This is a genomic window from Fictibacillus sp. UD (genome assembly GCF_043558025.1).
Taxonomy (GTDB): Bacteria; Bacillota; Bacilli; order Bacillales; family Fictibacillaceae; genus Fictibacillus.
On record NZ_JARUHH010000012.1, the window covers coordinates 41,875 to 63,784 of the forward strand.

The following is a 21,910-nucleotide window of genomic DNA, read 5'->3' on the forward strand; positions in this document are numbered from 1 at the left end:
AAATGACTGTAGCTGAAAAATGGGTTCCTTCTGTTCGTTACAGAGGCGATCATCTGCTTATATTGGATCAACAACAACTTCCCCACCACACCGTTTACTTGAATGTAACAACGATTGAACATGTATGGGATGCAATATCAAAGCTTAAAGTTCGCGGAGCTCCCGCGATCGGTATAGCTGCCGCTTTCGGTCTTGCGCTATGGAGCAATACAGAAAAAGAAAATGATCTTCAGCAGTTTTTAGAAAAACTGCAAACACAAAGAGACTATCTTGCCTCTTCCCGTCCAACTGCTGTTAATTTATTTTGGGCGATCGATCGTGTCGTCGCTTCAGCTCAAGAAGCATCATCAGTTACAGGCGCGAAGAAAAGAATTGAAACAGAAGCTCTTTCCATTCAAGAAGAAGATGAGAATACGTGCCGTAAAATTGGTGAATATGCCTTGTCCCTTCTGCAAGATGGAGATGCGGTAATGACGATTTGTAACGCTGGCGCTATCGCTACAAGCAAATACGGAACCGCTTTAGCTCCGTTTCATCTCGCAAAAGAAAAAGGATGGGATCTATCGGTTTACGCGAACGAAACACGGCCTGTTTTGCAAGGTGCTCGACTGACTGCTTGGGAACTTCAGGCAAATGATATCGATGTGACGCTCATTACTGACAATATGGCAGCACATACGTTAAAAACAAAAAACATTAAAGCGGTAATCGTAGGCTGTGACCGTGTAGCTGCAAATGGAGATACGGCAAATAAAATTGGTACGTTCGGCCTTGCTCTGCAAGCTAAAGCTTTAGGCATCCCCTTTTATGTTGCCTGCCCCCTCTCTACCTTAGATCTTAGAACGGCAAGCGGTGATGACATACCTATTGAGGAGCGTCCTGAAGAAGAAGTTACTCATCTAAACGGTATCCGCATTGCACCTGAAGGGATTAAAGTATTCAACCCCGCTTTTGACGTAACGCCTGCGGAATACATTTCAGCCATCATTACGGAAAAAGGCATCGTAAGCGGCAATTATACAGAAGCATTATCAACACTAAAGGAGGAACAGAAGTGAAGCCCTACAAAGTACTAGCAACAGCTTTCCTGACAGCATCTCTGCTTTTAACAGGGTGCACAAGTGAACAGGATGCACTTACAAATAAAACAGAAACAAAACCAGCATCAGCTACTGAATCAAAATCTAAAGAAACCAAGTCAGCAGCAGCATCGAGTGAAGTTCCAGATCAGCTTCAAAAACCATTAAAGATCGCATCCATTAATCAATTTTCAATCGGGACATTCTCTTCGCAATATATTAGCGGCGTGAAGAAACAGGTTGAAGAATTCGGTGGTGAGGTTCAGATCTACAACGCTGATAACGACCTTTCAAAAATGGCTGCTTACGTCGAAACAGCGGTTAACCAGCAGGTTGATGGGATTTTAATCGACCATGGACGTGCAGATGCAATCGCTCCAAGTGTAAAGAAAGCGGTCAAAGCAGGAATTCCTGTAGTCGCGTTTGATAGCGACATCAACATTCCAGGTGTTACTGTAATCGACCAGGATGACTATAGCCTCTCTTGGAATGCTCTTCGATCGATGGCTCAAGACCTGAACGGTAAAGGTGAGATCGTCTATGTGTGGGTTGGCGGTTTTACACCGATGGAACGAAGAAACGTAATGTATGAGGCTTTTAAGAAACGCTATCCCTCTATAAAAGAAATCGCACGTTTTGGTACGGCGACGCAGAACACTGCTCTTGATACACAATCTCAGATGGAAGCTCTTCTTCAAAAGTACCCGAACAAAGGTGATATTGATGCGGTATTTGCGCCATGGGATGAATTTGCTAAAGGTGTAACTCGTGCGATTCAGCAAGCTGGCCGCGATGAGATCAAAGTATACGGAATCGATTTAAGTGATGAAGATCTTCAATTGATGCAAGAAGAAAACAGCCCATGGGTATCCACTGCAGCAACAGATCCTGCTGATGTTGGAAAGCTGCAAGTACGCTTCCTCTATCAAAAAGTTGCAGGTGAAGAAACGCCGCAAATTTATAGCGTTCAGCCTCATCTTGTTGAAAAAGAAGATCTTCCAAAATCTAAAGTTTCCATGGATGAGATCGGTAAGTACGTGGAAGGCTGGGGTAAATCAGAAGCTGGCACTTCACCTTGGATGGAAAACTTAAAGAAGGCTAATCAATAATGACTATACTCTCATTAACTTCTATACAAAAGTCGTTTGGTGATCAAACTGTACTAAAAGGAGTGGACTTTACCGTAGCTAGCGGTGAGGTCCATGCTCTTTTAGGAGCAAATGGTGCAGGAAAAAGTACATTAATGAAAATTTTATCCGGTGATTATGAACGAGACGGGGGCATCATCACGATAGATGATAATAAACAGCACTTTAAAACTCCTGCCGATGCTAAGGAAGCTGGCATTGAAATGGTTGTGCAAGAGGTCGATACAGCTCTTGTTCCTTCCTTAAGCATTGCAGAAAACGTTACGATGAATGCTTTCATCACGGGACCGGCATTCTTTTCTTGGAGAAAACGGCATAAACGGGCTAAGGAACTTTTAAGAAGAGTTGGTTTGGATCTTGATCCCTCTCTTCCCCTCTCTCATTGTTCATTAGCTGAAAAGCAGTTAGTTCTTATTGCAAAAGCTCTATCTCGTGAAATTTCATTTATTATTCTCGATGAACCTACAGCTGCCCTTAGCACGAAAGAAGCTCAACACCTTTTTAGCGTACTTCGCGAACTTCAAAATCAAGGCGTCGGAATTATCTATATTTCCCACCGATTACCCGAAGTAATGGAGCTTTCAACTCAAGTTACGGTCTTAAAAGATGGCTACGTCACGCTTCAAAATGAAACTTCTAAATGTACATCGGAAGAAATCGTGCGGGCCATGTTAGGAAACGAACTGGTTGAACTTTTAAATGACGATGAAGACCGCGTTTTGGGAGATACCCTGTTAGAAGTTAAGAATTTTAACGTCCCAGCTACAAGTGAACGTATTTCATTGTCAGTACGAGAAGGAGAGATCGTTGGAGTAGCTGGCCTTGTTGGTGCAGGAAAAACAGAAACAGCAAGAGCTCTATTCGGCGCTGACCCATCAGGTGACTATCTATCTATTAAAGGTAAAAAGATAAGAATTACGAACCCTCTAAAAGCCATCTCGTCAGGCATTGGGTTTGTTCCAGAAGAACGCCGCAAAGAGGGCATACTCGTTGATTTTAATGTTGTGGAAAACTTAACGCTTCCTGTATTAAAACAGTTTACGAAGTTTGGTTTCATTCAAAAAAGACAAGAAAAAGCTGAAGCTGAAAAATGGATCAAACAGCTTGGTATTAAGACACAAAAGTCATCTCTGCTTCTTAATCACTTAAGCGGCGGTAATCAGCAGAAAGCTGCTATTGGAAAGTGGCTATTAAATGACGGAGAGGTTTTCATTTTTGATGAGCCAACAAAAGGAATCGATGTAGGAGCAAAGCAAGATGTGTTTCAGTGCATTAAGAATTTAGCGCAAAACAAAAAAGGCATCCTCTACTTCACGAGTGAGATCCAGGAGCTGCTCGCTTTTTGTGACCGGATCCTCGTCATGTACGATGGAAAAATTGCTGGAGAACTGAGCAAGAAAGAGGCTACTACCGAAAAAATTATGCAATATGCAACAGGAGGTCATTATGGCACAGTACGTTCATAAAGAACATGTAGAGAATGACATAAACAGAACAAAATACACATTTCAAGAGAAGATTTTTCCCTTTCTCTATCGATACGGAACACTTCTTGTTATTTTATTAACAGTAATTGGCTTTAGTCTTGCCAATGACAAGTTCTTAAGCTATCAAAACTTTACTGATATTCTGCGCTCCGTTTCTATCATTACATTGCTGGCGATCGGTGTAACGATTTCTCTTATTGTCGGAGGCTTCGACCTTTCAGTAGGTTCAACTGCTAGCCTTGCAACCGTTACGAGTGCCGCAGCTCTTGTACTGTATCGCCAGGAAACGATCATCGCCATTCTAATCCCAATTGTGATTGGACTTTTAGTAGGTCTATTAAACTCGTTCTTCGTTGTTAAGGTAAGACTTCCAGATCTTCTTGCAACACTTGCCGTGATGTATATCATTAACGGATTGCATTTGACGTTCACAAAAGGCTTTTCAATCTATAACAACATGCCTCTAACAGATGGCGGAACAGCACCTGGCGTCTTTCTTCCTTCGTTCCTTTTCATCGGACAGGGCGAGATTTTATCAGTTCCGGTACCTGTTATCATCATGCTGATCGCTGTTGTTGTTGTTCACGTGATACTTCAGCAGACCCGTTTTGGCAGATTATTATACATTACAGGTGGAAATGAAGAAGCTGCACGATTATCCGGTGTTCCCGTTCAACGCTATAAAATGTATGCCTATCTTTTATCTGCGTTCTTTGCCACTCTAGCAGGTATCTTATTGGCATCTCGAATCGGTACGGGTCAGGTGTCTGCCGGAGCTCCTCTGTTAATGGATGGTGTTGCTGCTGCCTTTATTGGTTTCTCGGTATTTGGAGCAGGAAAACCAAACGTGATTGGTACTTTTATTGGGGCTGTTCTTATAGGAATTCTACTAAATGGTCTAACCATGCTGAACGTGCCATATTATGCACAAGATATCGTTAAAGGATCTATTCTTATCGGCGCTTTAGCGTTTATGTATTACGAGAAGAAAAAATAAGGCTTACTTGAAAACTTTGTTTATTCATCAAAAGTACGAAGAATAATACGGTTCACAATGAAAGCATGCATCGTAATTCAATAGCTTTTAGAAGCTGTATTCTTAAAGGCTGTCCATCGCTGACTTTCAAAAGAAAACCTCCTGAACAGTTGATTGGAGTGTAAGGTGGGAGACTCCTGGGGGATCAGCGGGACAGGTGAGACACCTAAGAGCGAAGCGCCGAGGTGGCTCACCGCACGTCCCCCGGAAAGCGAGCACCTGAAACGGAAATCAACACTTCCAATAGTACTACTTTAAAAAACAGCACACCCATTAGGATGTGCTGTTTTTTGATGTCATATATTCTTCTAAAAATTGTTCGGCTTCACATGCTCGCATCGGCTTACTGATGATATACCCTTGTGCTGTATGACACCCGTATTCACGGAGCAGCTTCATTTGCTCGTATGTTTCAACACCTTCTGCTACCGTTGAAAGCGAGAGCCCTTCACACATCATAATAATAGCCTTAATAATGGCAGCATCACTTGTGTTGAAGTAATCATCGCTTAAATGTCTGATAAAACTTTGATCGATCTTTAAGTAATCAACCGGAAAATCCTTTAAGTAACTGAGCGAACTATAGCCCGTACCAAAATCATCAATGGATAACCGAACACCCAGTTCTCTTAATTCTTCCATAATGCTAATGCTGTATTGCACATTTTGAATCATTGTACTCTCTGTTAACTCTAGATGAAGATATTCTGCAGAAACCCCTGCAGTTTCAAGCGCTTCTTTTACTTCATAAACAAAAGATAATCTTTGAAACTGCCTGCCTGATACGTTTACAGAGATTGATAAATGATGCGCTCCACCATCATGCCATCGTTTTAACTGTTTACAAGATTCCATCAGAACAAAACGGCCAATTTCATCAATGAGCCCTATCTCTTCTGCTAACGGTATAAATTGCATAGGAGATACTAGACCCAGTTCCGGATGGTTCCATCGTACAAGAGCTTCAAATCCTATGACCTTGTCAGTCTTCAAGCAATATTGCGGCTGAAAATATGGTTCGAGTTCTCCTTTTTGCACCGCTTTTCGTAAAAAGCCTTCCAGCTTTAGCCGTTCAAGTGTAAAAGCATTCATCTCATCTGTAAAAAACTCTCTCTTCCCGCGCCCTTTTTCTTTTGCTTTATGAAGCGCAGTATCTGCATTCTTTATAAGCACATCAGCACTTGTACTATCATTTGGATAGACGCTGATACCGATTGATGTACTCACTGTATACTCTTGTCCATCTAAATAGATAGGCACCTTAAGTGCTTCCACAATGCGGTTTGCCGTATCAATGATGTCACCTGGTTTATTCATTGATGTTAAAACGAGCGTAAATAAATCACCTGCAAAACGGCATAAAAGATCTTGGCTATTGATGACTTGCCTTAGCTGTTTACTTACATGTTTTAACACAACGTCTCCGATATGATGCCCCAAGCTTTCATTAATGATTTTAAAATGATCAATATCAATAAACATTACCGCAAGTTGGTCGCGCGAATAATCGCTCTCTGAAACAAGCTCTCGAAGTCTTTTTTCAAACAACCCGCGGTTTGGCAGTCCCGTAAGAGAATCATGAAATGCTAACTGTTCAATCTCTTCCTCTGCTTTTTTCTGCCATGTAATGTTTTTTCCGATACCATACACCCCTACTACCTGCTGATTGACCACGATTGGAATGTTTGTAATGCTGCTTAAAATATGAGTGCCGTCTTTTTTCTTGATGCTCGTTACAAAAGTTTGTGGCTTATCATGCACAGCAAGCCTGAAATGTTCAACAACACGGTTATGATCTTCTTCACACACGAAGTTAAGGGCGTGAGATTGAAGCATCTCTTCTTGTGAGAATCCTAAAGACTGAACGAGTGCGTGATTTACACTCGTAATGAAACCAGTCAAATCCATGGAATAGATCATATCTGGATTATGATCAAACAATGATTTGTAGCGCTGTTCAGATTCTAGCAGGTTATCATTCAGCTCTTCCATCTCTTTTGTGCTCGATTGGATCAAGTGAGAGAGTGCGAGCAAGTCATCTATTTCTTTTGACTGTTCAGGAATAGTAGAATCAAACTTTTTTTGCAGTGTCGCATCATTCGATTCACTCACAGCAAGTATCGTTAATGCGTGTGACAGCATCTGTAAGGTGGTGCCATCGTGAAAGTATTCTCCGTACGTAAAGAACCCAACAGTTGGGACAAACTGATCAATCACTAGAAATTCTTCTTCTAATGTACTGTTTAAAAATCGTCTTCTCGCCATGCATGAATAAAGGAATATAGCTTCAGCCGGCTTATCCTGAATCTCTTTCGTTACAAAATCAATACTTTTTAAAGAAAGTGCTGCATCTCTATAGCCGATTTGAATCTTAGTGCCTAAATTTATTTTCTGATGAAACTGAATTGGTTCTCCAGGATTCGATGATTTTATTGATAACGGATGATAGGTTTTACCTTTTTTTATAATTAATGGATATTCCAAGGCAGAAGCTGGCAATTTATCTGCTATTTCCTTACCCATATATTGCTTATAAAGATCATAGATCGATCTTCCTTCAATCTCCAATTCTCCATCAAGAGATACATCTGTTACCGTGAATACTTTACCAGCTGGTTTCCATTCTGTGTAAGAATGTGTATGAAGATAGAGGTCTTCACTATCAATAGCAGCTGCGACTACCCCTTTATCAAAAACGCCTGTCTCTGTAAATAGAACAACATTTTCATATTGTCCGTTATCTCCACCGTTTCCACCAGCGATATATACATTTGGAGCTGTCTCATGAAATGCTTGCAGAAACGAAGAGCTTTCCATGTGCATACCATCACCGAACGCAAATACAAGTTTAGTTGAATTCTGAATGACTTCTTTAGCTAAACTTGTCCCTAAGTCTCTGCTGTTCTTATTTTCCTCTAGTGGAATATAGAACGTTCTCGGAACAGACTTATTAAAAACAGAAACAGAAATAACCGTTTCCCCTGTAGTGACACGGCCGCTTAATATCTCACCATCTGTTGTAACACCGATTATCTTAGCCTGAGGTAAACTAAACAACAGTTGCTTACGCAGATCATTGATCCAGTGCTTATCAACCCTGCCTGTAAAAACTTGAATTAAGATGTTTTCATGTTTCTTAAGTTTATTTTTAACGATCCACTTTTGTAGATCCATTTCACTTTTAAATAAATAATTGTGGGTTTGCATGCTTACACCTCATCTGCCAGGAAAACGCATTTTATGAAAAGTTATACTAATCACCTTTAATATCGGTGTACATTCCGCTTTGTTAACAAAAATACATGCTGGTTATTTTATCCAATAAAAAAAATCGCCCACTAATGCAGGCGATTTGATTTCCTATCCAATAACAGCGTAACCATAGAATAATACTAATATTAATGACACCCAGAAGAACACCCAATTCAACATACGGCCTTCACCGCGTTTTCTTTGTACAAGGATGATTTCCATTAAACCAATCAGTACAATTCCAAGGGTACCTTTAATAATTAGCGGCCCTTTATTAACAATTCCTGGGTCCGTTAAGTAGTTTGCGAGCATATGTCCACCTGTTGCAAGGATGGCTAAGTACAAAACTCGCAGAATCATGTGAAAAATTTTTGATTTTTTTTCGGCATTTTTTTTGTATAGCATATACGTTACAAAGAACAAAATTAACGCCAGAAACCATGATGTAACATGAGCATGAATCATAAATATATCCTCCTATGTATAATTCTCCATATTACTATAACACGAACTCCCTAGAACTAGGCAATATAAAGAGTTACCCCTATAAAGTAAGCACTTTCATTGCTATAATAGCAATGTGAGAAATCTTGCAGAATAGAGGTGTTTCCTTTGAAACAGACAGAAACGAAAAATACGGAAACTGTAATATCTAAGACGGAACAATATGGTGCACAAAACTATCATCCGCTTCCAATCGTAATTTCGAAAGCTGAAGGTGTATGGGTAACAGATCCTGAAGGTAACCGTTACATGGACATGCTTAGTGCCTACTCTGCGGTTAACCAAGGTCACCGTCACCCTAAAATCATTCAAGCGTTAAAAGACCAAGCGGACAAAGTAACGCTTACTTCACGAGCTTTCCACAATGACCAACTTGGTGATTTTTATGAAAAAGTATCAGGCTTAACGAAAAAAGACATGGTTCTCCCGATGAACACAGGTGCTGAAGCTGTAGAAACAGCAATTAAGGCTGTTCGCCGCTGGGCTTATGATGTAAAAGGTGTTGCTGATAACCAAGCAGAAATCATCGTTTGTGAAGGTAACTTCCACGGACGTACGATGACTGCGGTATCTATGTCATCTGATCCTGACTATCAGCGTGGATTTGGTCCAATGCTTCCTGGTATCAAGCTTATCCCTTACGGTGATCTCGATGCATTAAAAGCAGCGATCACACCAAACACAGCTGCATTCATTCTAGAGCCGATCCAAGGTGAAGCTGGAATCGTTATTCCACGCGAAGGATTCCTTAAAGAAGCGCTTGACGTATGTAAAGCGGAGAACGTTCTTTTTGTAGCAGATGAAATTCAATCTGGATTAGGCCGTTCTGGTAAAATGTTTGCTTGTGACTGGGAAGAAATCGAGCCTGACATGTACATCCTAGGAAAAGCACTTGGCGGAGGTGTTATGCCGATCTCTTGTGTAGCCGCTAACCGTGAAGTACTTGGCGTATTCAACCCTGGTTCTCACGGATCTACATTCGGTGGAAACCCATTATCTTGTGCGGTATCTGTCGCTTCAGTAGAAGTGCTTGTAGAAGAGAACTTAGTTGAGCGTTCCTTTAAGCTTGGGGAGTACTTCTTAGGCGAGTTGAAGAAAATCGACAACCCAGTCATTAAAGAAGTACGCGGAAAAGGCTTGTTCATCGGAGTTGAATTGAACGAACCTGCTCGTTCATATTGCGAACGTTTAAAAGAGCAAGGATTGTTATGTAAAGAAACACACGAAAACGTAATTCGTTTTGCTCCTCCTCTCATTATTTCTGAAGAAGATCTTGATTGGGCGATCGAACGTATTAAAAACGTACTTTCTGTGTAATTTTTTTAGGCTGTTTTTGAATACATTGTTGTCTTTGAAAGAGTTGGTTTCCGCTCCAGGTTGCTCGCTTTCCACGGGGCGTACGGTGAGCCTCCTGCCGCTTTGCGCCATTAGGAGTCTCCACCTGACCGCTCGTCCCGTAGGAGTCGGCAACCTTCCGCTCCAACCACCTTATCAATGAAGATAAATAGCAACAATCCTTTAAAAAAAGAGCGTTTTTTAAAGAGAGCTGACTCTGAGTAGTCAGCTCTTTGTTTTTTTTGCTTAAAATACATAATTAATGTTCATTTTCGAACGGCGAAACTGTCTCTAAAGAGATACTACACGGGGTATTTAGCAGTATCAGAGCTGTTGACTCCACAAAAAACAGGGTCCAATCCACGAGTTTTGGATGTCAATCCACAAGTTTTAGCCTCCAATCAAAAAGTTTTTGTGGTTTATCCACGAGTCTACAATCCTCGACAAATCGTGCACTGCCAAATACCCCTATACATACAAAAAGAAGCAGCCGCCGCTGCTTCTTTTTTTCGTACAATCTTCTTTATAGAGCTTTAACCATTCCGCCATCAATCAACAGTGACTGCCCAGTGATATACGTATTAGCTACAGAGCATAAAAACACGACCATCTTCGCAAACTCTTCCGGCTTACCATAACGCCCAAGCGGAATGCCGCTTTCCATGGCAGTTTTCACCTCTTCTGCGGAAACACCTTTCTTCTCGGCCACCATCTGATCTAATTCACCGACGCGATCTGTTCCAATTCGTCCTGGACCAATCGTGTTAATCAGAATACCGTCTTTGCCTAACTCTTGAGAGAGACTTTTTGATAGGCCATTAATCGCTGTACGGAATGTGTTTGATAAGATAAGTCCGTCGATCGGCTGCTTAAAGGAAGAAGACGCGATATTCACGATACGTCCACCACCATTTTTTCTCATGTTCGGCGTAACGGCACGAACAGATCTAACTAGACTCAACAGCGTTAATTCGAATGCACCTTGCCAATGCTCGTCTTCAAAATCATTAAACGTGCCTGCTGGAGGTCCGCCGGCGTTGTTTACCAGCACATCGATACTGCCTAGCTTATCTACCGTCTCTGCCACTAATTCATCAATCTCATTTCGCTGCGTGATGTCACACACTTTAAAATGAACGACAGAACCTGTTTCACTCTTGATCTCTTCTGCAGTTTTAGAAAGCTGCACTTCATCACGGCTTGTCAGCATCACGTTTGCGCCTTCTCTTGCAAACTCCAATGCACAAGCTTTTCCGAGCCCTTTACTAGAAGCAAGAACTAGTACATTCTTTCCTTTTAACCCCAAATCCATATGGTCATCACCCAATTTCTCAAGTAGTTTTTTATAATACGTAGCTAACGTATTTTGTCTCCAAGTACGCTTCCATTCCTTCTACTCCGCCTTCTCGGCCAAGACCGCTCTCTTTCATGCCGCCGAACGGTGCTTGTGCAGCAGATGGAACACCATCATTCCAGCCGATAATTCCATAATCCAGCCCTTCAACGACTTGTGTTCCTTTGGACATGCTTTCGGTATACACGTATGCGGCTAATCCAAAAGGACTTGTGTTTGCGAGCTCGATGCCTTCTTCGACAGAACCGATTTTTTGAATCGGAATAACCGGTCCAAACGTCTCTTCATTCATAATGAGCATATCTTGAGTTACGTTTTTAAGAACAGTTGGCTCATAGTAATACGCACCGTTTTCCGCTCTTCCTTTACCGCCCGTAACACACTCTGCACCATTTGAAACAGCGTTTTCCACATGTTCAGAAATTTTTTCATAGCCATCTTTATTAATGATCGGTCCAATGTCCGTACCTTCTTCAAGACCGTTACCCACTTTTAGTTTCTTAGCTTCAGCCGCAACAAGTTCTACAAACTCATCATATACGTTTTCTTGAACATATACGCGGTTGATACAAATACAGGTTTGACCAGCGTTACGAAACTTGGAAGCTACGATTCCTGCTACTGCTTTTTTGAGATCTGCATCCTCCAGCACAACTGCAGGTGCATGACCGCCTAATTCCATTGATACGTTCTTAACCGTTGCTGCACTCTGTTCGATTAATTTTTTTCCTATCTCAGTAGAACCTGTGAACGTTACTTTTCTTACTTTTTCAGAATCCATAATCGCTTTTCCGATCACAGACGATGATCCTGTTACTAGATTGATAACGCCTTTTGGAAAGCCAGCTTGATCGGCAAGTTCTACTAACTTAATTGCGGTAAGTGGTGTCTCTTTTGGAGGCTTCACGATAAACGTGCAGCCTGCAGCGAGAGCAGGGCCTAACTTTCTTGTAATCATAGCAGCCGGGAAGTTCCATGGCGTAATCGCGGCAACAACTCCAACAGGCTGCCTTAACACTTGCATTCGTTTATTTTCAGCACTTGAAGGTATCGTTCTGCCGTACACACGCTTTCCTTCTTCTGCGTACCATTTGATAAAGGAAGCGGCATACATCACTTCACCAACAGATTCTTTTAAGGGTTTACCCATTTCAAGCGTCATCAGTTCAGCTAGTTCTTCCTTTTGTTCAATCATCAAATCATGCAGTTTCATGAGGTATTCAGCTCGTTCATACGCAGTTAATTTGGACCAGCGAGGAAATGCATTGTGTGCCGCATCAATCGCTGCATCTGTTTCTTCTTTTCCACCAGATGGTACCGTTCCCACCACTTCACCGTTTGCAGGGTTATATACCTCTATTTTTTCAAGTGAGTTTCCTGTCCATGAACCGTTAATATAAAGCAGCTTTTCCATGTGAATTCCTCCTCTATGTAACTAGTTAATTCGACTTCATTCTACTATTTCATTACGAAGCGTCCCGATTCCTTCTATTGTAATTTCTATTGAATCTCCCACTTTTAAAAATACGGGCGGTTTCATTCCCTTTCCAACTCCTGCAGGTGTACCTGTGGCGATAATATCTCCAGCTTCGAGGGTCATCCCTTTTGAAAGTTCCTCAATCATGGTTGGAATATCGAAAATAAAATCAGACGTGTTCCCATTCTGTCTTACTTCCCCATTTACTTTTGTAACAATACTAAGATTCTCAGGATTTGGAACCGCAGAGTGATGTACAATCCATGGCCCCATCGGACATGTCCCGTTTAAACTTTTTCCAAGTAAAAATTGCTTATGTCTTTGCTGAAGATCACGTGCTGTTATATCGTTAATTATCGTATAGCCAAACACGTGGTTCATCGCGTCTTCCTTCGTAATACCTGTACCCGTTTTTCCGATAATTATCGCGAGTTCTCCTTCATAATCAAGTTGAGCTGTAATGGACGAATGACTCGGAATTACTTCATCGTGACCGATTACAGAGGTTGGAACTTTAGAAAAAACCATGATATCTTCGGGAATATCTGCTTCGCTTCCCATTTCAATTGCATGATCTCTATAATTTTTCCCGATGCAAAAAACATTTTTACTAGGACGCGGAATAGGAGCTAGAAGTTTTATATCGCTCAATAAGTATGTATGTTTTACCGCTTCCTCCATGCTGACCAATTTCTCTGTTCTTCCTAAAAAAACATCACCTAGAGAGATCGCTTCACGTAAAGTTGCCGGAAGGTCCACATTCTTGATGCTTGCAAGACTTGATAGATCGATAACCTGATCCTCTTTAACTAAACCGATAAAGTGCTGCTCATTACGTATGGCTGTAACAAATTTCATGGTCAATATTTCCCCCTCTAAAACGCTTACACCGTAATTAGTTCTACTATATAGTGCCAGCCTCTGAACCGTAAAGAAATTTGCTGTATGAAACGGACCAAATCAAGTTTTTGATTCGTTATAAAATATGATAAAATAGTATGTCATCTAAAACACCCTTATCTAGGGTTACAATAATGAGGTTATTAATATGAAAACTGTACTAAGTACGCTAAATGCTAAATATATACACACGTGTCTTGCGCTTCGCTATTTAAAATCATATAGCGAGCCTGAATTTCCTGTAACGATTCGTGAATTTACAATTAAAGACCCTTCTCTTAACATCGTCACCGATCTTTACAGTCAAGATCCTGATGTTCTCGGATTCAGCTGCTATATTTGGAACATCGAAGAGACGATAAAAGTAATTCAGATGTTTAAAAAGATTAAGCCTGAAACGAAGATCGTCTTAGGTGGTCCTGAAGTTTCTTATGATGTCGCGCATTGGCTTGAAAGCATCCCTGAAGTAGACTTTATCGTAGTAAATGAAGGAGAGGAAACATTCAAGCATCTGTTAACTCAAATTCAAAACGATGCTGGCTTTGAAACCGTTGCTGGTCTTGCTTACCGAAAAGACGGAAAACCTAAGATCAATGGACCGAGAGAAAAACTCGACTTAAAGACTGTTCCATCTCCTTTCCGCTTTGAAGAAGATATTCAGTCTCTCTCAAAACGTATTACTTATTTTGAAACGAGCCGAGGCTGTCCTTACTCTTGTGCTTTTTGTTTATCTTCGATCGAAGTAGGCGTACGTTATTTTGATCCAAAACTTGTGAAAGACGATTTAATCTTTTTGATGGATAACGGTGCGAAGATTATTAAGTTCGTTGACAGAACCTTCAACATTCGCAGAGACTATGCACTTGATATGTTTTCTTTCTTAATTGAAAACAGAAGGCCAGGCGTCGTTTTTCAGTTTGAGATTACAGCCGATATCATGAGACCTGAAGTGATTGAGTACTTGAATGAACATGCTCCAAAAGGATTGTTCCGTTTTGAGATCGGAGTTCAATCTACGAATGATGCAGTAAACGAACTCGTTCAGCGCCGGCAAAACTTTGAGAAGCTTACTCGTACGGTAACAACTGTGCGCGACGGTGGAAAAATTGTTCAACATTTAGACTTAATCGCTGGATTGCCTGAAGAAGATTATAACTCGTTTCGTAAAACATTTAACGATGTGTTTGCGTTTGGAATTGAAGAAGTGCAGTTAGGCTTCTTAAAAATGTTACGAGGAACAGGGCTTCGACTTACAGCTGAAAAGCATGATTATGTGTATATGGATCATTCTCCATATGAGATATTAGGAAATAACGTGTTAACGTTCGATGAGATCATCCGCATCAAACAAGTTGAAGATGTGCTGGAGAAATATTGGAACGATCACAGAATGGATCATACGGTAAAATACTTGATTCATAACGTGTTTGAGTCACCGTTTGACTTCTTCCAAGAGTTCGGAACGTATTGGGAAACACGAGGCTGGTCGAGAATCGGTCATCAGCTGGAAGACCTGTTTAATCGTTTAATCGCTTTTCTACAGGAAGCTGCACCACATGCGTTGCCTGTTGCCGAAAGTTTGATGAAGCTCGATTACTTAGAGCGTCAGCAGTTTAAGCCGCGTAAGCCTTGGTGGGAAAACACACAAAACAAGGAAGAAACATCTAAGATTTTATCTGTGCTTGCTCAAAGTCCTGAATTAATTAAAGGGTTTCCTGCTCTTTCTGAAAAAGATCTGCACAAGCATGCTTTTGTTACAGAAACAGCCATTGATCCGTTGTCTGATGAGCTGCAGGCAATAGAAGGAAATGACTTCTTGCTGATTGCTTTGTTTGATCCTAAGCAGCAAAGCACGAGAATATTTAGCACTTCAAAAGAATCATTGCAAGTAAAAAGGGACGCGTAAATTGCGTCCCTTTTTGTTATATAGGATTGTTAATTCTAGTTCCTTTTGAATGTGGTTGATTTCCGCTCCAGGTTGCTCGCTTTCCGCGGGGCAGGGCGGTGAGCCACATTCGTACGTTTCACTCTTAAGTGTCTCACCTGTCTAGTTGCAGTGGCTAGCCCCTCGAGGTCAAAAGTTAAATGGTCAAAAAGGCAAAGTGCGCCTTTCTTGCCCATTCACCTTTTGCTTGTCGGGGCTGAGCGAGCCACTTCCACTTTTCGGACTGCCCGCCTGTCCCGCAGGAGTCTCGCACCTTGCGCTCCAATCAACTAGTCAATGAAGAAATAGCCACACAAGTGAGCTATAAGCAACAAGCTATATAAGTTATTCCCTTAAAGAACGCTCACTTTGCTCTTATGGCCAATTGAGCTATAAAAAATGCGGGTCTTGCCTGTCCAACTGCAGCGCTAAAGTTTTGTTCAATAAGCACAACCTTTTAGAGATCAGCCTATTTTTTAAATGCAGGCTGGCCTGAAACGTAAACGGGTGAGGGATTCAAAACGATCACTTGGCCTTTTTTAAGTCCTTTTGTAATCTGCACATCACCTTTTTGTTCGAGACCAGTTGAAACCTTTAATTTGTACAGCTTATCCTTCACGATGGTCAAAACATATGTTTTTCCATCGTCTTTCAAGATGGCTTGTTTTGGAACACTAACTGCGTTTTCAGCTAATTTTTCAGTTATGATTATTTTAGCTGTCTGGCCTTCTACCCATGCAGCTTCCTCTTCTACTAGAACTGTCATTTTAAAGTCTTTACTTTTTTCAACAGGTAATAAAGTTTGAATGGTACCGTTCAACTTTTTGTTATCTGATGACATAATTTGTACTGAATCACCTGTTTTTACAATAGTTGCTATATCTTGATCAATTTCTGCTACTAGTTCAAAGTTACCTTGACCGACGATGGTTAGAAGCGGTCCATCACTGCCAATTCCATTCACTTCTGAAACTACACCATCTGCAGGACTTTTTACTGAAAGTTCATCAAGTTGTTGTTCTAAATCTGAAATTTCATCTGAAAGCACTGAACTTTCATTTTCAGCAAGATCGCCTTGCAATTCGGCTTCAGCTAATTCTTTTTGCAGAATGACTTTAGCATCTGCACTGTCTTTTTCTTCATCAAAATTTGAAAGTTCAGTTCTCCATCTGCTTACTTCACTTGAATAATGATCGCTTCGAACATCAGCAGCTTCTTTATCCCTTTTTAAGCTGCGAATTTCCCTTTCGATCTCTGCATTCTCATATGTAATCAGCGTTTGACCGGAAGTAACGGTCTCCCCTTTTACCGCCGCAATTTCTTTTATCGTACCGAGAGAAGAATTTTCATAGATGTCAAACGTGTTTTTTGACAGAGCAACACCTGTTACTTCATGCTTTTTCGTAAAGTCTTTTTGCTTTGAAAGGCCTGTCTCTAACCTCGGTGCTTCAACAGCGGCAGATTCTAGTTTATCAAAAATCATCACGTTCATCACGATCAGGAGAAGAACCATTAAAGCTGCGGCAATCCATTTCATTTTGTTCATAAGCCGTTCTCCCCCTTATATCAGCTGTCCGCTGACTAACGCAGCATATAGCGAAAACATTAGAATGAAAATTACTGAAAATCCAATGGTTACAACTAAACAGTACTTTTTCTCTTTAAAGGATAGTTGTCTAAGAGCAATATAGACAATGACCGAACCCCATATTGTAAACACATTGATTAAGTTCAAGAGTTCTTGCCAAAAACCATGTTTAAAGAACAGGACTCCAACTAAGCCGAAACCTAGCGGCTGAACAACTTCTTCTGCACCGGTTACAAACTGCAATGGCAGTTCAAAAAGTAATCCGGCTAAAAATAGAATATAAACCACGCTCATTACGTAAAAAAGTGCTTTGTAGCCAATGTCACGGAAGAAGAAGTATAAAAATAACGTCCCTGACTGTATCACAAGCAATGGGACGATTACTCCCCATGCTCCGCCTGCTAATGCTAGTAAATATCTAAGAAGCTCTTGCTCAGCTCCAGAAAGTTTTGCTGCTTCAACGAAGGATATAGTTTTAAACGAAGGAAACGCTGCAAAAAAAGATAATGCATGAAGCAATCCACTTACAGCTAGAATCGCAAAAAACCTGATCCAGAATCCCTCTTTATCTTTCCACTCATTATAAAACGCAAAATATGTATTAGGCTTTGTTAAAGCAGGAATTAACTGTGCTCTTCCTGTCATGAGGCCTCCCCCTTCTCTCTCTTTATCAGTCTATGTTATCACAATTTTTTACTCATAATGACAATTTCTGACTCATTTAATAAAAAATATTAGCATATTCGCATAAATACATTTAGGTAGCAAAAACTAATCTAAATTATTGCGAATCGGGATGATGTTCATCATGACTTTTTTTAAAAAACCAAAAAAACTTAAACAAGAAGTTGCACCTTCTGATGAAAAAGATAGTGCGGGTACCGAAAATAATACTCCAGAATCCAATAAAACAATCGATGATATTTTAGCTGATGTAAAAAAAACCTTCGGAATGACTGAAGACCTCGTCATGAAAATGATTGAGCTGCCTTCTGATCAATCGAAAATTGCTTTTCTATACATCGATTCAATCATTGATAAAAAACAAATTCACAATCAATTAATAAACCCACTTTTTGAGATTAATTCTGATATTTCACATGAATCATTAAAGAAAATGGTCCAACTTGATTTAAAAAAACATACGGATTTCACGGAGGCACCTGCCCTTCTATTACAGTCAAATACTCTTGTCTTTTCAGAAGACACAACCTGTTTTTATTCTTTAGCAACACCTGTTAAAACAGAGAGGGATATTACTGAGCCTGACAATGAAACTAATATTAGAGGTGCTCACGATGGGTTCATTGAAAGCTTGTCCATCAATATTGCACTCATTCGAAAACGCATAAAAACTCCTAAATTGACGATAAAATATATTAAAGTCGGAAACGAAACACATACGACGGTCGCGCTGTTATATGTTGATAACATTGCAAACCCTGAATATGTAAAAGAAGTGGAACGTAGAATTAATTCTATTAAAGCGGACGCAGTGTATGCGCCTGGAAATATCGAAGAAAGTATTGAAGACAGACCCTTTAGTTTTTTTCCGCAGATGTTAAGTACCGAACGCCCTGACCGAGTCGCAGCCAATTTAATGGAAGGCCGAATTGCTCTTGTTTACGAGACATCACCAGCAGCACATATCATGCCAGTTAATTTTTTTACATTCTATCAATCGATCGATGACTACAATAAACGATGGATTATCGGCTCTTTTTTTCGATCGATAAGGCTGTTTAGCTTTTTCATAGCGATGGGTTTACCGGCAGTTTATATCGCCATCGTTTCGTTTCACTTTGAAGTTATTCCTTTTGGTCTAATCCTTTTGATTAAAAGTTCTCTAGAAGATATTCCTTATCCACCTCTTTTTGAGGCACTGTTGATGGAACTTACAATTGAATTAATCCGGGAAGCATCGATTCGGCTTCCTACACGGATTGGTTCCACGATCGCCATTGTCGGCGGTCTAGTAATCGGGGATGCTGTTGTTAAAGCAGGGCTCGTTTCAAACCTTATGATTATTGTTGTAGCTATAACTGCGATTGCTGCTTATATCGTTCCATCTAATGAAATGAGTGCCGCTGTCCGAATTCTGCGCTTTCCTTTCATGATCGCTGCTGCAACAATGGGCTTTTTAGGTATTATATTCGGTGTAATGATCTTGCTGTTTCACCTTTGCCGATTATACACGTTTGGTTCGCCTTATTTCGCACCAATTGCACCATTTCGATGGAAAGATTTTAAGGATGCCATAATTCGAGTCCCGTTTTGGATGATGAACCGACGACCACAAGATTTGCACACGAAACAAAGCAGCCTCGACAACCAAACTCGAAAGTGGGATAAATCATGAGCAGTCATAGCATTACACATAGACAACTGTTCTTTTTGATCATTCAGTCTCAAATAGGGGTTGGCGTCCTATCTTTACCTTATTCACTGTTTTCTAAAGCAAAAATTGATGGATGGATCGCGCTTTTGCTGGCAGGAATATTCATACAGTTCTCTATATTAGCCATCTGGAAATTATGTGATAGATTTCCGCGAAGCACGATTTTTGATATCCTTCCAAAAATTATGGGTAAACACCTTGGCTTTGTCTTTAACTTTATATACACATTGCACTTTGCTTTTATCTCGATATTAATTTTAGCTTTATATAATAATGTAGTTGGCAAATGGATATTATTTGATACACCCCACTGGGTCATTATTTTTATCATGGCTTTTACTGGTGCATATTTCATTACGAGCACCCCAAGGGAAATAGCTAGATTTTTTACGATTGTAACTCCATTGCTGTTGATTTTATTAGGACTGATTTTATATGCATATACGGATGTTCATTTGTTGTACATCTTTCCTGTAGGTGATGTGGGTTTATCTAGCATCATTAAAAGTTCATCCGATGCTATGGTCTCATTGTTGGGATTTGATGTCGCCCTCGTATTTTTAGCTTACACAGCTGGTGCGCCAAATAAAAAATTAAAAGTCATTTCATTTGCTTCTCTGTGCGTAACATTGATTTACCTATTTATTGTAGTGACGACATTTATGTTTTTTAACCCCATGGAAATTGTAATTGTTCCAGAGCCTGTGCTGTACATGCTAAAAGCATTTTCATTCACTGTTATCGAAAGAACAGATTTAGTGTTTTTATCTGTATGGATCATTTCAGTTGCAACATCCTTTATCAGCTATTTATTCGTAGCGTCAAAGGGTGTTCAAACTCTCTTTAAATTGAAAAAACACGAATCTGCGGCACCGTTTATAGCATTATTTTGTTTTTTGATCGCGATCATTCCGAACGAAAAACTTGAGATTTTAAAATGGAATAAATACATCAGTATGACTTCTCTACTTTTTTCAGGAATAGCCCCGATCTTTCTGCTGCTGATTGCTGTTATTAGAAAAAAACGAGAGAAAGGAACTGCGTCATCATGAAAAAAGTCTTGTATCTTGTTCCTATTCTAAGTCTATTAACCGGTTGCTGGGATCAAAGCATGCTTAATCAAACAAAGCTTATAACTGCAGGGGGATTTGATTATACAAAGAACGGAAAAGTAGTCACCACAGCAGCTGTTCCCCAAGCTGTTGCAAGTGAAGCCGGAAAAGGAAATACTATGAACCAAATCTTCTCTGCATCAGGTTCAACCGCGCGTCAAAGCAGACTTCGATTAGATCGCAAGGTTTCAGAAAGACTGGAAGCTTCTAAAAATCAAATTATTGTATTTGGTGAAGATGCTGCAAAAAAAGATATCTATCACTTATTGGATGTTTTTTATCGAGACCCAAAATCGGCATTAAATGCAAAATTGGCAGTTTCTACAGGAAAAGCTTCGGAGATAATTAGTACTGAATTTGAAGAGACTAAACAATCCACGGGTGTTGGAGAATATTTAAGGGATTTAATCCGAAGTGCTGAAGAAGGTGCAACCATTCCAAAGGAAAACATACAGACGGTCTGTCCTGTTATGTTTGATCCAGGTCAAGATTTTGCCCTTCCTTATTTAGAACCTGTTGGAGAAAAGGTAAAAGCAGTTAATGTAAAGGGCGTTGCTCTTTTTCGAGGTCACAAGATGGTAGGAAGTATTCCCGAACCGTTATCTGTCGTTTACACGATGTTAACAGGTGAAGCTGCTACTATACAAATGTCTACAACCAAAAAAATATGGCATAAAAAAGATGAGGATACTTTAAACTACGCCACCATAAAAGTAAAAAAAAATAAAAGGCATTTTCATGTTTCGGTCTCTCCAACAGGTGAAATCTCTGCTGAAATCAAATTAAAGACTAAAGTAGTGATTTCAGAATATCCACAAGATAACTTAACGAAACCTCCTGAAATTATAAAAATCGAAAAAATGTTATCAAAAAAACTCTCTAAGGATGCTCAAGAAGTCATCAATAGACTGCAAAAAATGAACAGTGATCCATATGGGGTTGGAAGAAAATTAATAGGGTTTCACTATCCGACATGGGAAAAATTAAATTGGGAAGAAGAGTACCCTAAAATCAAATTTAAAGCTTCCATTGATGTAGATGTAGTTGGAAGCGGGATTATAGAATAAGGCTGTTTTGCGTAAGCTTTGTTGCTTTTGGAAGTGATTAATTTCCGTTCCAGATGCTCGCTTTCCGCGGGGCAGGCGGTGAGCCACATTCTTAACGTTTCACTCTTAAGTGTCTCACCTGCCCGCCTGTTCCGCAGGAGTCTCGCACCTTGCACTACAATTAACTGCATAGAAGAAAAGCAACTATCAACTAGGAAAATCTGAAAATAAAAAGGCTTAAGGATATCCCCTTAAGCCTTTTTGTCATAA

Annotated in this window: 16 protein-coding genes; 9 read left to right on the forward strand and 7 right to left on the reverse strand. The window is 40.2% G+C overall.

Annotated elements, in window-relative coordinates:
* Nucleotides 1-2 precede the first annotated feature (2 nt).
* From mtnA to P8610_RS15875, 4 genes are read left to right on the forward strand one after another with little or no spacing between them, the layout of a single operon-like run.
* Nucleotides 3-1,058, forward strand: a complete 1,056-nt coding sequence (gene mtnA / locus P8610_RS15860) for an S-methyl-5-thioribose-1-phosphate isomerase (RefSeq protein ID WP_394605194.1) — start codon at nucleotides 3-5, stop codon at nucleotides 1,056-1,058.
* Nucleotides 1,055-2,188 carry a sugar ABC transporter substrate-binding protein gene (locus tag P8610_RS15865; RefSeq protein ID WP_394605195.1) on the forward strand — a complete coding sequence of 378 codons (1,134 nt, stop codon included), beginning with the start codon at nucleotides 1,055-1,057 and terminating at the stop codon, nucleotides 2,186-2,188. The genes mtnA and P8610_RS15865 overlap by 4 nt, the downstream gene beginning before the upstream one ends.
* Nucleotides 2,188-3,693, forward strand: a complete 1,506-nt coding sequence (locus tag P8610_RS15870) for a sugar ABC transporter ATP-binding protein (protein ID WP_394605196.1) — start codon at nucleotides 2,188-2,190, stop codon at nucleotides 3,691-3,693. Before P8610_RS15865 ends, P8610_RS15870 begins: the two co-directional genes overlap by 1 nt.
* Nucleotides 3,674-4,711, forward strand: coding sequence for an ABC transporter permease (locus P8610_RS15875; RefSeq protein ID WP_394605198.1), 1,038 nt, complete (start codon nucleotides 3,674-3,676; stop codon nucleotides 4,709-4,711). Before P8610_RS15870 ends, P8610_RS15875 begins: the two co-directional genes overlap by 20 nt.
* Before the next feature lie 312 nt (nucleotides 4,712-5,023).
* On the opposite strand, the gene P8610_RS15880 is transcribed toward P8610_RS15875, so the two are convergent.
* Both P8610_RS15880 and P8610_RS15885 read right to left on the reverse strand, forming a co-directional pair.
* Nucleotides 5,024-7,957, reverse strand: a complete 2,934-nt coding sequence (locus tag P8610_RS15880; RefSeq protein ID WP_394605199.1) for a bifunctional diguanylate cyclase/phosphodiesterase — start codon at nucleotides 7,955-7,957, stop codon at nucleotides 5,024-5,026.
* 153 nt (nucleotides 7,958-8,110) lie between these two features.
* The gene (locus P8610_RS15885; RefSeq protein WP_394605200.1) at nucleotides 8,111-8,467 is read right to left on the reverse strand and encodes a DUF1516 family protein; all 357 of its coding nucleotides are present in this window, start codon (nucleotides 8,465-8,467) and stop codon (nucleotides 8,111-8,113) included.
* 147 nt (nucleotides 8,468-8,614) lie between these two features.
* Between P8610_RS15885 and P8610_RS15890 the strand changes: the two genes are divergently transcribed.
* Nucleotides 8,615-9,823, forward strand: a complete 1,209-nt coding sequence (locus P8610_RS15890; protein ID WP_394605201.1) for an ornithine--oxo-acid transaminase — start codon at nucleotides 8,615-8,617, stop codon at nucleotides 9,821-9,823.
* A gap of 541 nt (nucleotides 9,824-10,364) precedes the next feature.
* Here the strand turns inward: P8610_RS15890 and P8610_RS15895 are convergent.
* From P8610_RS15895 to P8610_RS15905, 3 genes are read right to left on the reverse strand one after another with little or no spacing between them, the layout of a single operon-like run.
* Nucleotides 10,365-11,153: an SDR family oxidoreductase gene (locus tag P8610_RS15895; RefSeq protein WP_394605202.1), complete on the reverse strand. Its 789-nt coding sequence runs from the start codon at nucleotides 11,151-11,153 to the stop codon at nucleotides 10,365-10,367.
* Nucleotides 11,154-11,184: 31 nt separating this feature from the next.
* A complete protein-coding gene (locus P8610_RS15900) occupies nucleotides 11,185-12,609 on the reverse strand; it encodes an NAD-dependent succinate-semialdehyde dehydrogenase (protein ID WP_394605203.1) in 1,425 nt (474 codons plus the stop codon).
* 36 nt (nucleotides 12,610-12,645) lie between these two features.
* The gene (locus P8610_RS15905) at nucleotides 12,646-13,530 is read right to left on the reverse strand and encodes a fumarylacetoacetate hydrolase family protein (RefSeq protein ID WP_394605204.1); all 885 of its coding nucleotides are present in this window, start codon (nucleotides 13,528-13,530) and stop codon (nucleotides 12,646-12,648) included.
* Nucleotides 13,531-13,720: 190 nt separating this feature from the next.
* Between P8610_RS15905 and P8610_RS15910 the strand changes: the two genes are divergently transcribed.
* Entirely contained in the window at nucleotides 13,721-15,478 is a 1,758-nt protein-coding gene (locus P8610_RS15910; RefSeq protein WP_394605205.1) for a B12-binding domain-containing radical SAM protein, read from the forward strand.
* 487 nt (nucleotides 15,479-15,965) lie between these two features.
* Here the strand turns inward: P8610_RS15910 and P8610_RS15915 are convergent, their stop codons facing one another.
* Nucleotides 15,966-17,042, reverse strand: coding sequence for an efflux RND transporter periplasmic adaptor subunit (locus P8610_RS15915; protein ID WP_394605206.1), 1,077 nt, complete (start codon nucleotides 17,040-17,042; stop codon nucleotides 15,966-15,968).
* Between the two features lie 15 nt (nucleotides 17,043-17,057).
* On the reverse strand, nucleotides 17,058-17,729 hold the full coding sequence (locus tag P8610_RS15920) for a hypothetical protein (RefSeq protein ID WP_394605207.1): 672 nt from the start codon (nucleotides 17,727-17,729) through the stop codon (nucleotides 17,058-17,060).
* Nucleotides 17,730-17,892: 163 nt separating this feature from the next.
* Between P8610_RS15920 and P8610_RS15925 the strand changes: the two genes are divergently transcribed.
* Genes P8610_RS15925 through P8610_RS15935 form a run of 3 tightly spaced genes read left to right on the forward strand, consistent with a single transcriptional unit; the run spans nucleotide 17,893 to nucleotide 21,661 of the window.
* Complete coding sequence (locus tag P8610_RS15925; RefSeq protein ID WP_394605208.1) at nucleotides 17,893-19,443, forward strand: spore germination protein; 1,551 nt, start codon at nucleotides 17,893-17,895, stop codon at nucleotides 19,441-19,443.
* On the forward strand, nucleotides 19,440-20,534 hold the full coding sequence (locus P8610_RS15930; protein ID WP_394605209.1) for a GerAB/ArcD/ProY family transporter: 1,095 nt from the start codon (nucleotides 19,440-19,442) through the stop codon (nucleotides 20,532-20,534). The genes P8610_RS15925 and P8610_RS15930 overlap by 4 nt, the downstream gene beginning before the upstream one ends.
* Entirely contained in the window at nucleotides 20,531-21,661 is a 1,131-nt protein-coding gene (locus P8610_RS15935) for a Ger(x)C family spore germination protein (RefSeq protein ID WP_394605210.1), read from the forward strand. Before P8610_RS15930 ends, P8610_RS15935 begins: the two co-directional genes overlap by 4 nt.
* Nucleotides 21,662-21,910 lie beyond the last annotated feature (249 nt).

Bases quoted from the DNA above. Each gene is read 5' to 3' on its own strand.
- P8610_RS15910 (WP_394605205.1), top strand. From the start codon at position 13,721: ATGAAAACTGTACTAAGTACGCTAAATGCTAAATATATACACACGTGT.
- P8610_RS15905 (WP_394605204.1), bottom strand. From the start codon at position 13,530: ATGAAATTTGTTACAGCCATACGTAATGAGCAGCACTTTATCGGTTTA.
- P8610_RS15880 (WP_394605199.1), bottom strand. From the start codon at position 7,957: ATGCAAACCCACAATTATTTATTTAAAAGTGAAATGGATCTACAAAAG.
- P8610_RS15870 (WP_394605196.1), top strand. From the start codon at position 2,188: ATGACTATACTCTCATTAACTTCTATACAAAAGTCGTTTGGTGATCAA.
- P8610_RS15920 (WP_394605207.1), bottom strand. From the start codon at position 17,729: ATGACAGGAAGAGCACAGTTAATTCCTGCTTTAACAAAGCCTAATACA.
- P8610_RS15900 (WP_394605203.1), bottom strand. From the start codon at position 12,609: ATGGAAAAGCTGCTTTATATTAACGGTTCATGGACAGGAAACTCACTT.
- P8610_RS15885 (WP_394605200.1), bottom strand. From the start codon at position 8,467: ATGATTCATGCTCATGTTACATCATGGTTTCTGGCGTTAATTTTGTTC.
- P8610_RS15875 (WP_394605198.1), top strand. From the start codon at position 3,674: ATGGCACAGTACGTTCATAAAGAACATGTAGAGAATGACATAAACAGA.
- mtnA (WP_394605194.1), top strand. From the start codon at position 3: ATGACTGTAGCTGAAAAATGGGTTCCTTCTGTTCGTTACAGAGGCGAT.
- P8610_RS15935 (WP_394605210.1), top strand. From the start codon at position 20,531: ATGAAAAAAGTCTTGTATCTTGTTCCTATTCTAAGTCTATTAACCGGT.
- P8610_RS15915 (WP_394605206.1), bottom strand. From the start codon at position 17,042: ATGAACAAAATGAAATGGATTGCCGCAGCTTTAATGGTTCTTCTCCTG.
- P8610_RS15925 (WP_394605208.1), top strand. From the start codon at position 17,893: ATGACTTTTTTTAAAAAACCAAAAAAACTTAAACAAGAAGTTGCACCT.
- P8610_RS15930 (WP_394605209.1), top strand. From the start codon at position 19,440: ATGAGCAGTCATAGCATTACACATAGACAACTGTTCTTTTTGATCATT.
- P8610_RS15895 (WP_394605202.1), bottom strand. From the start codon at position 11,153: ATGGATTTGGGGTTAAAAGGAAAGAATGTACTAGTTCTTGCTTCTAGT.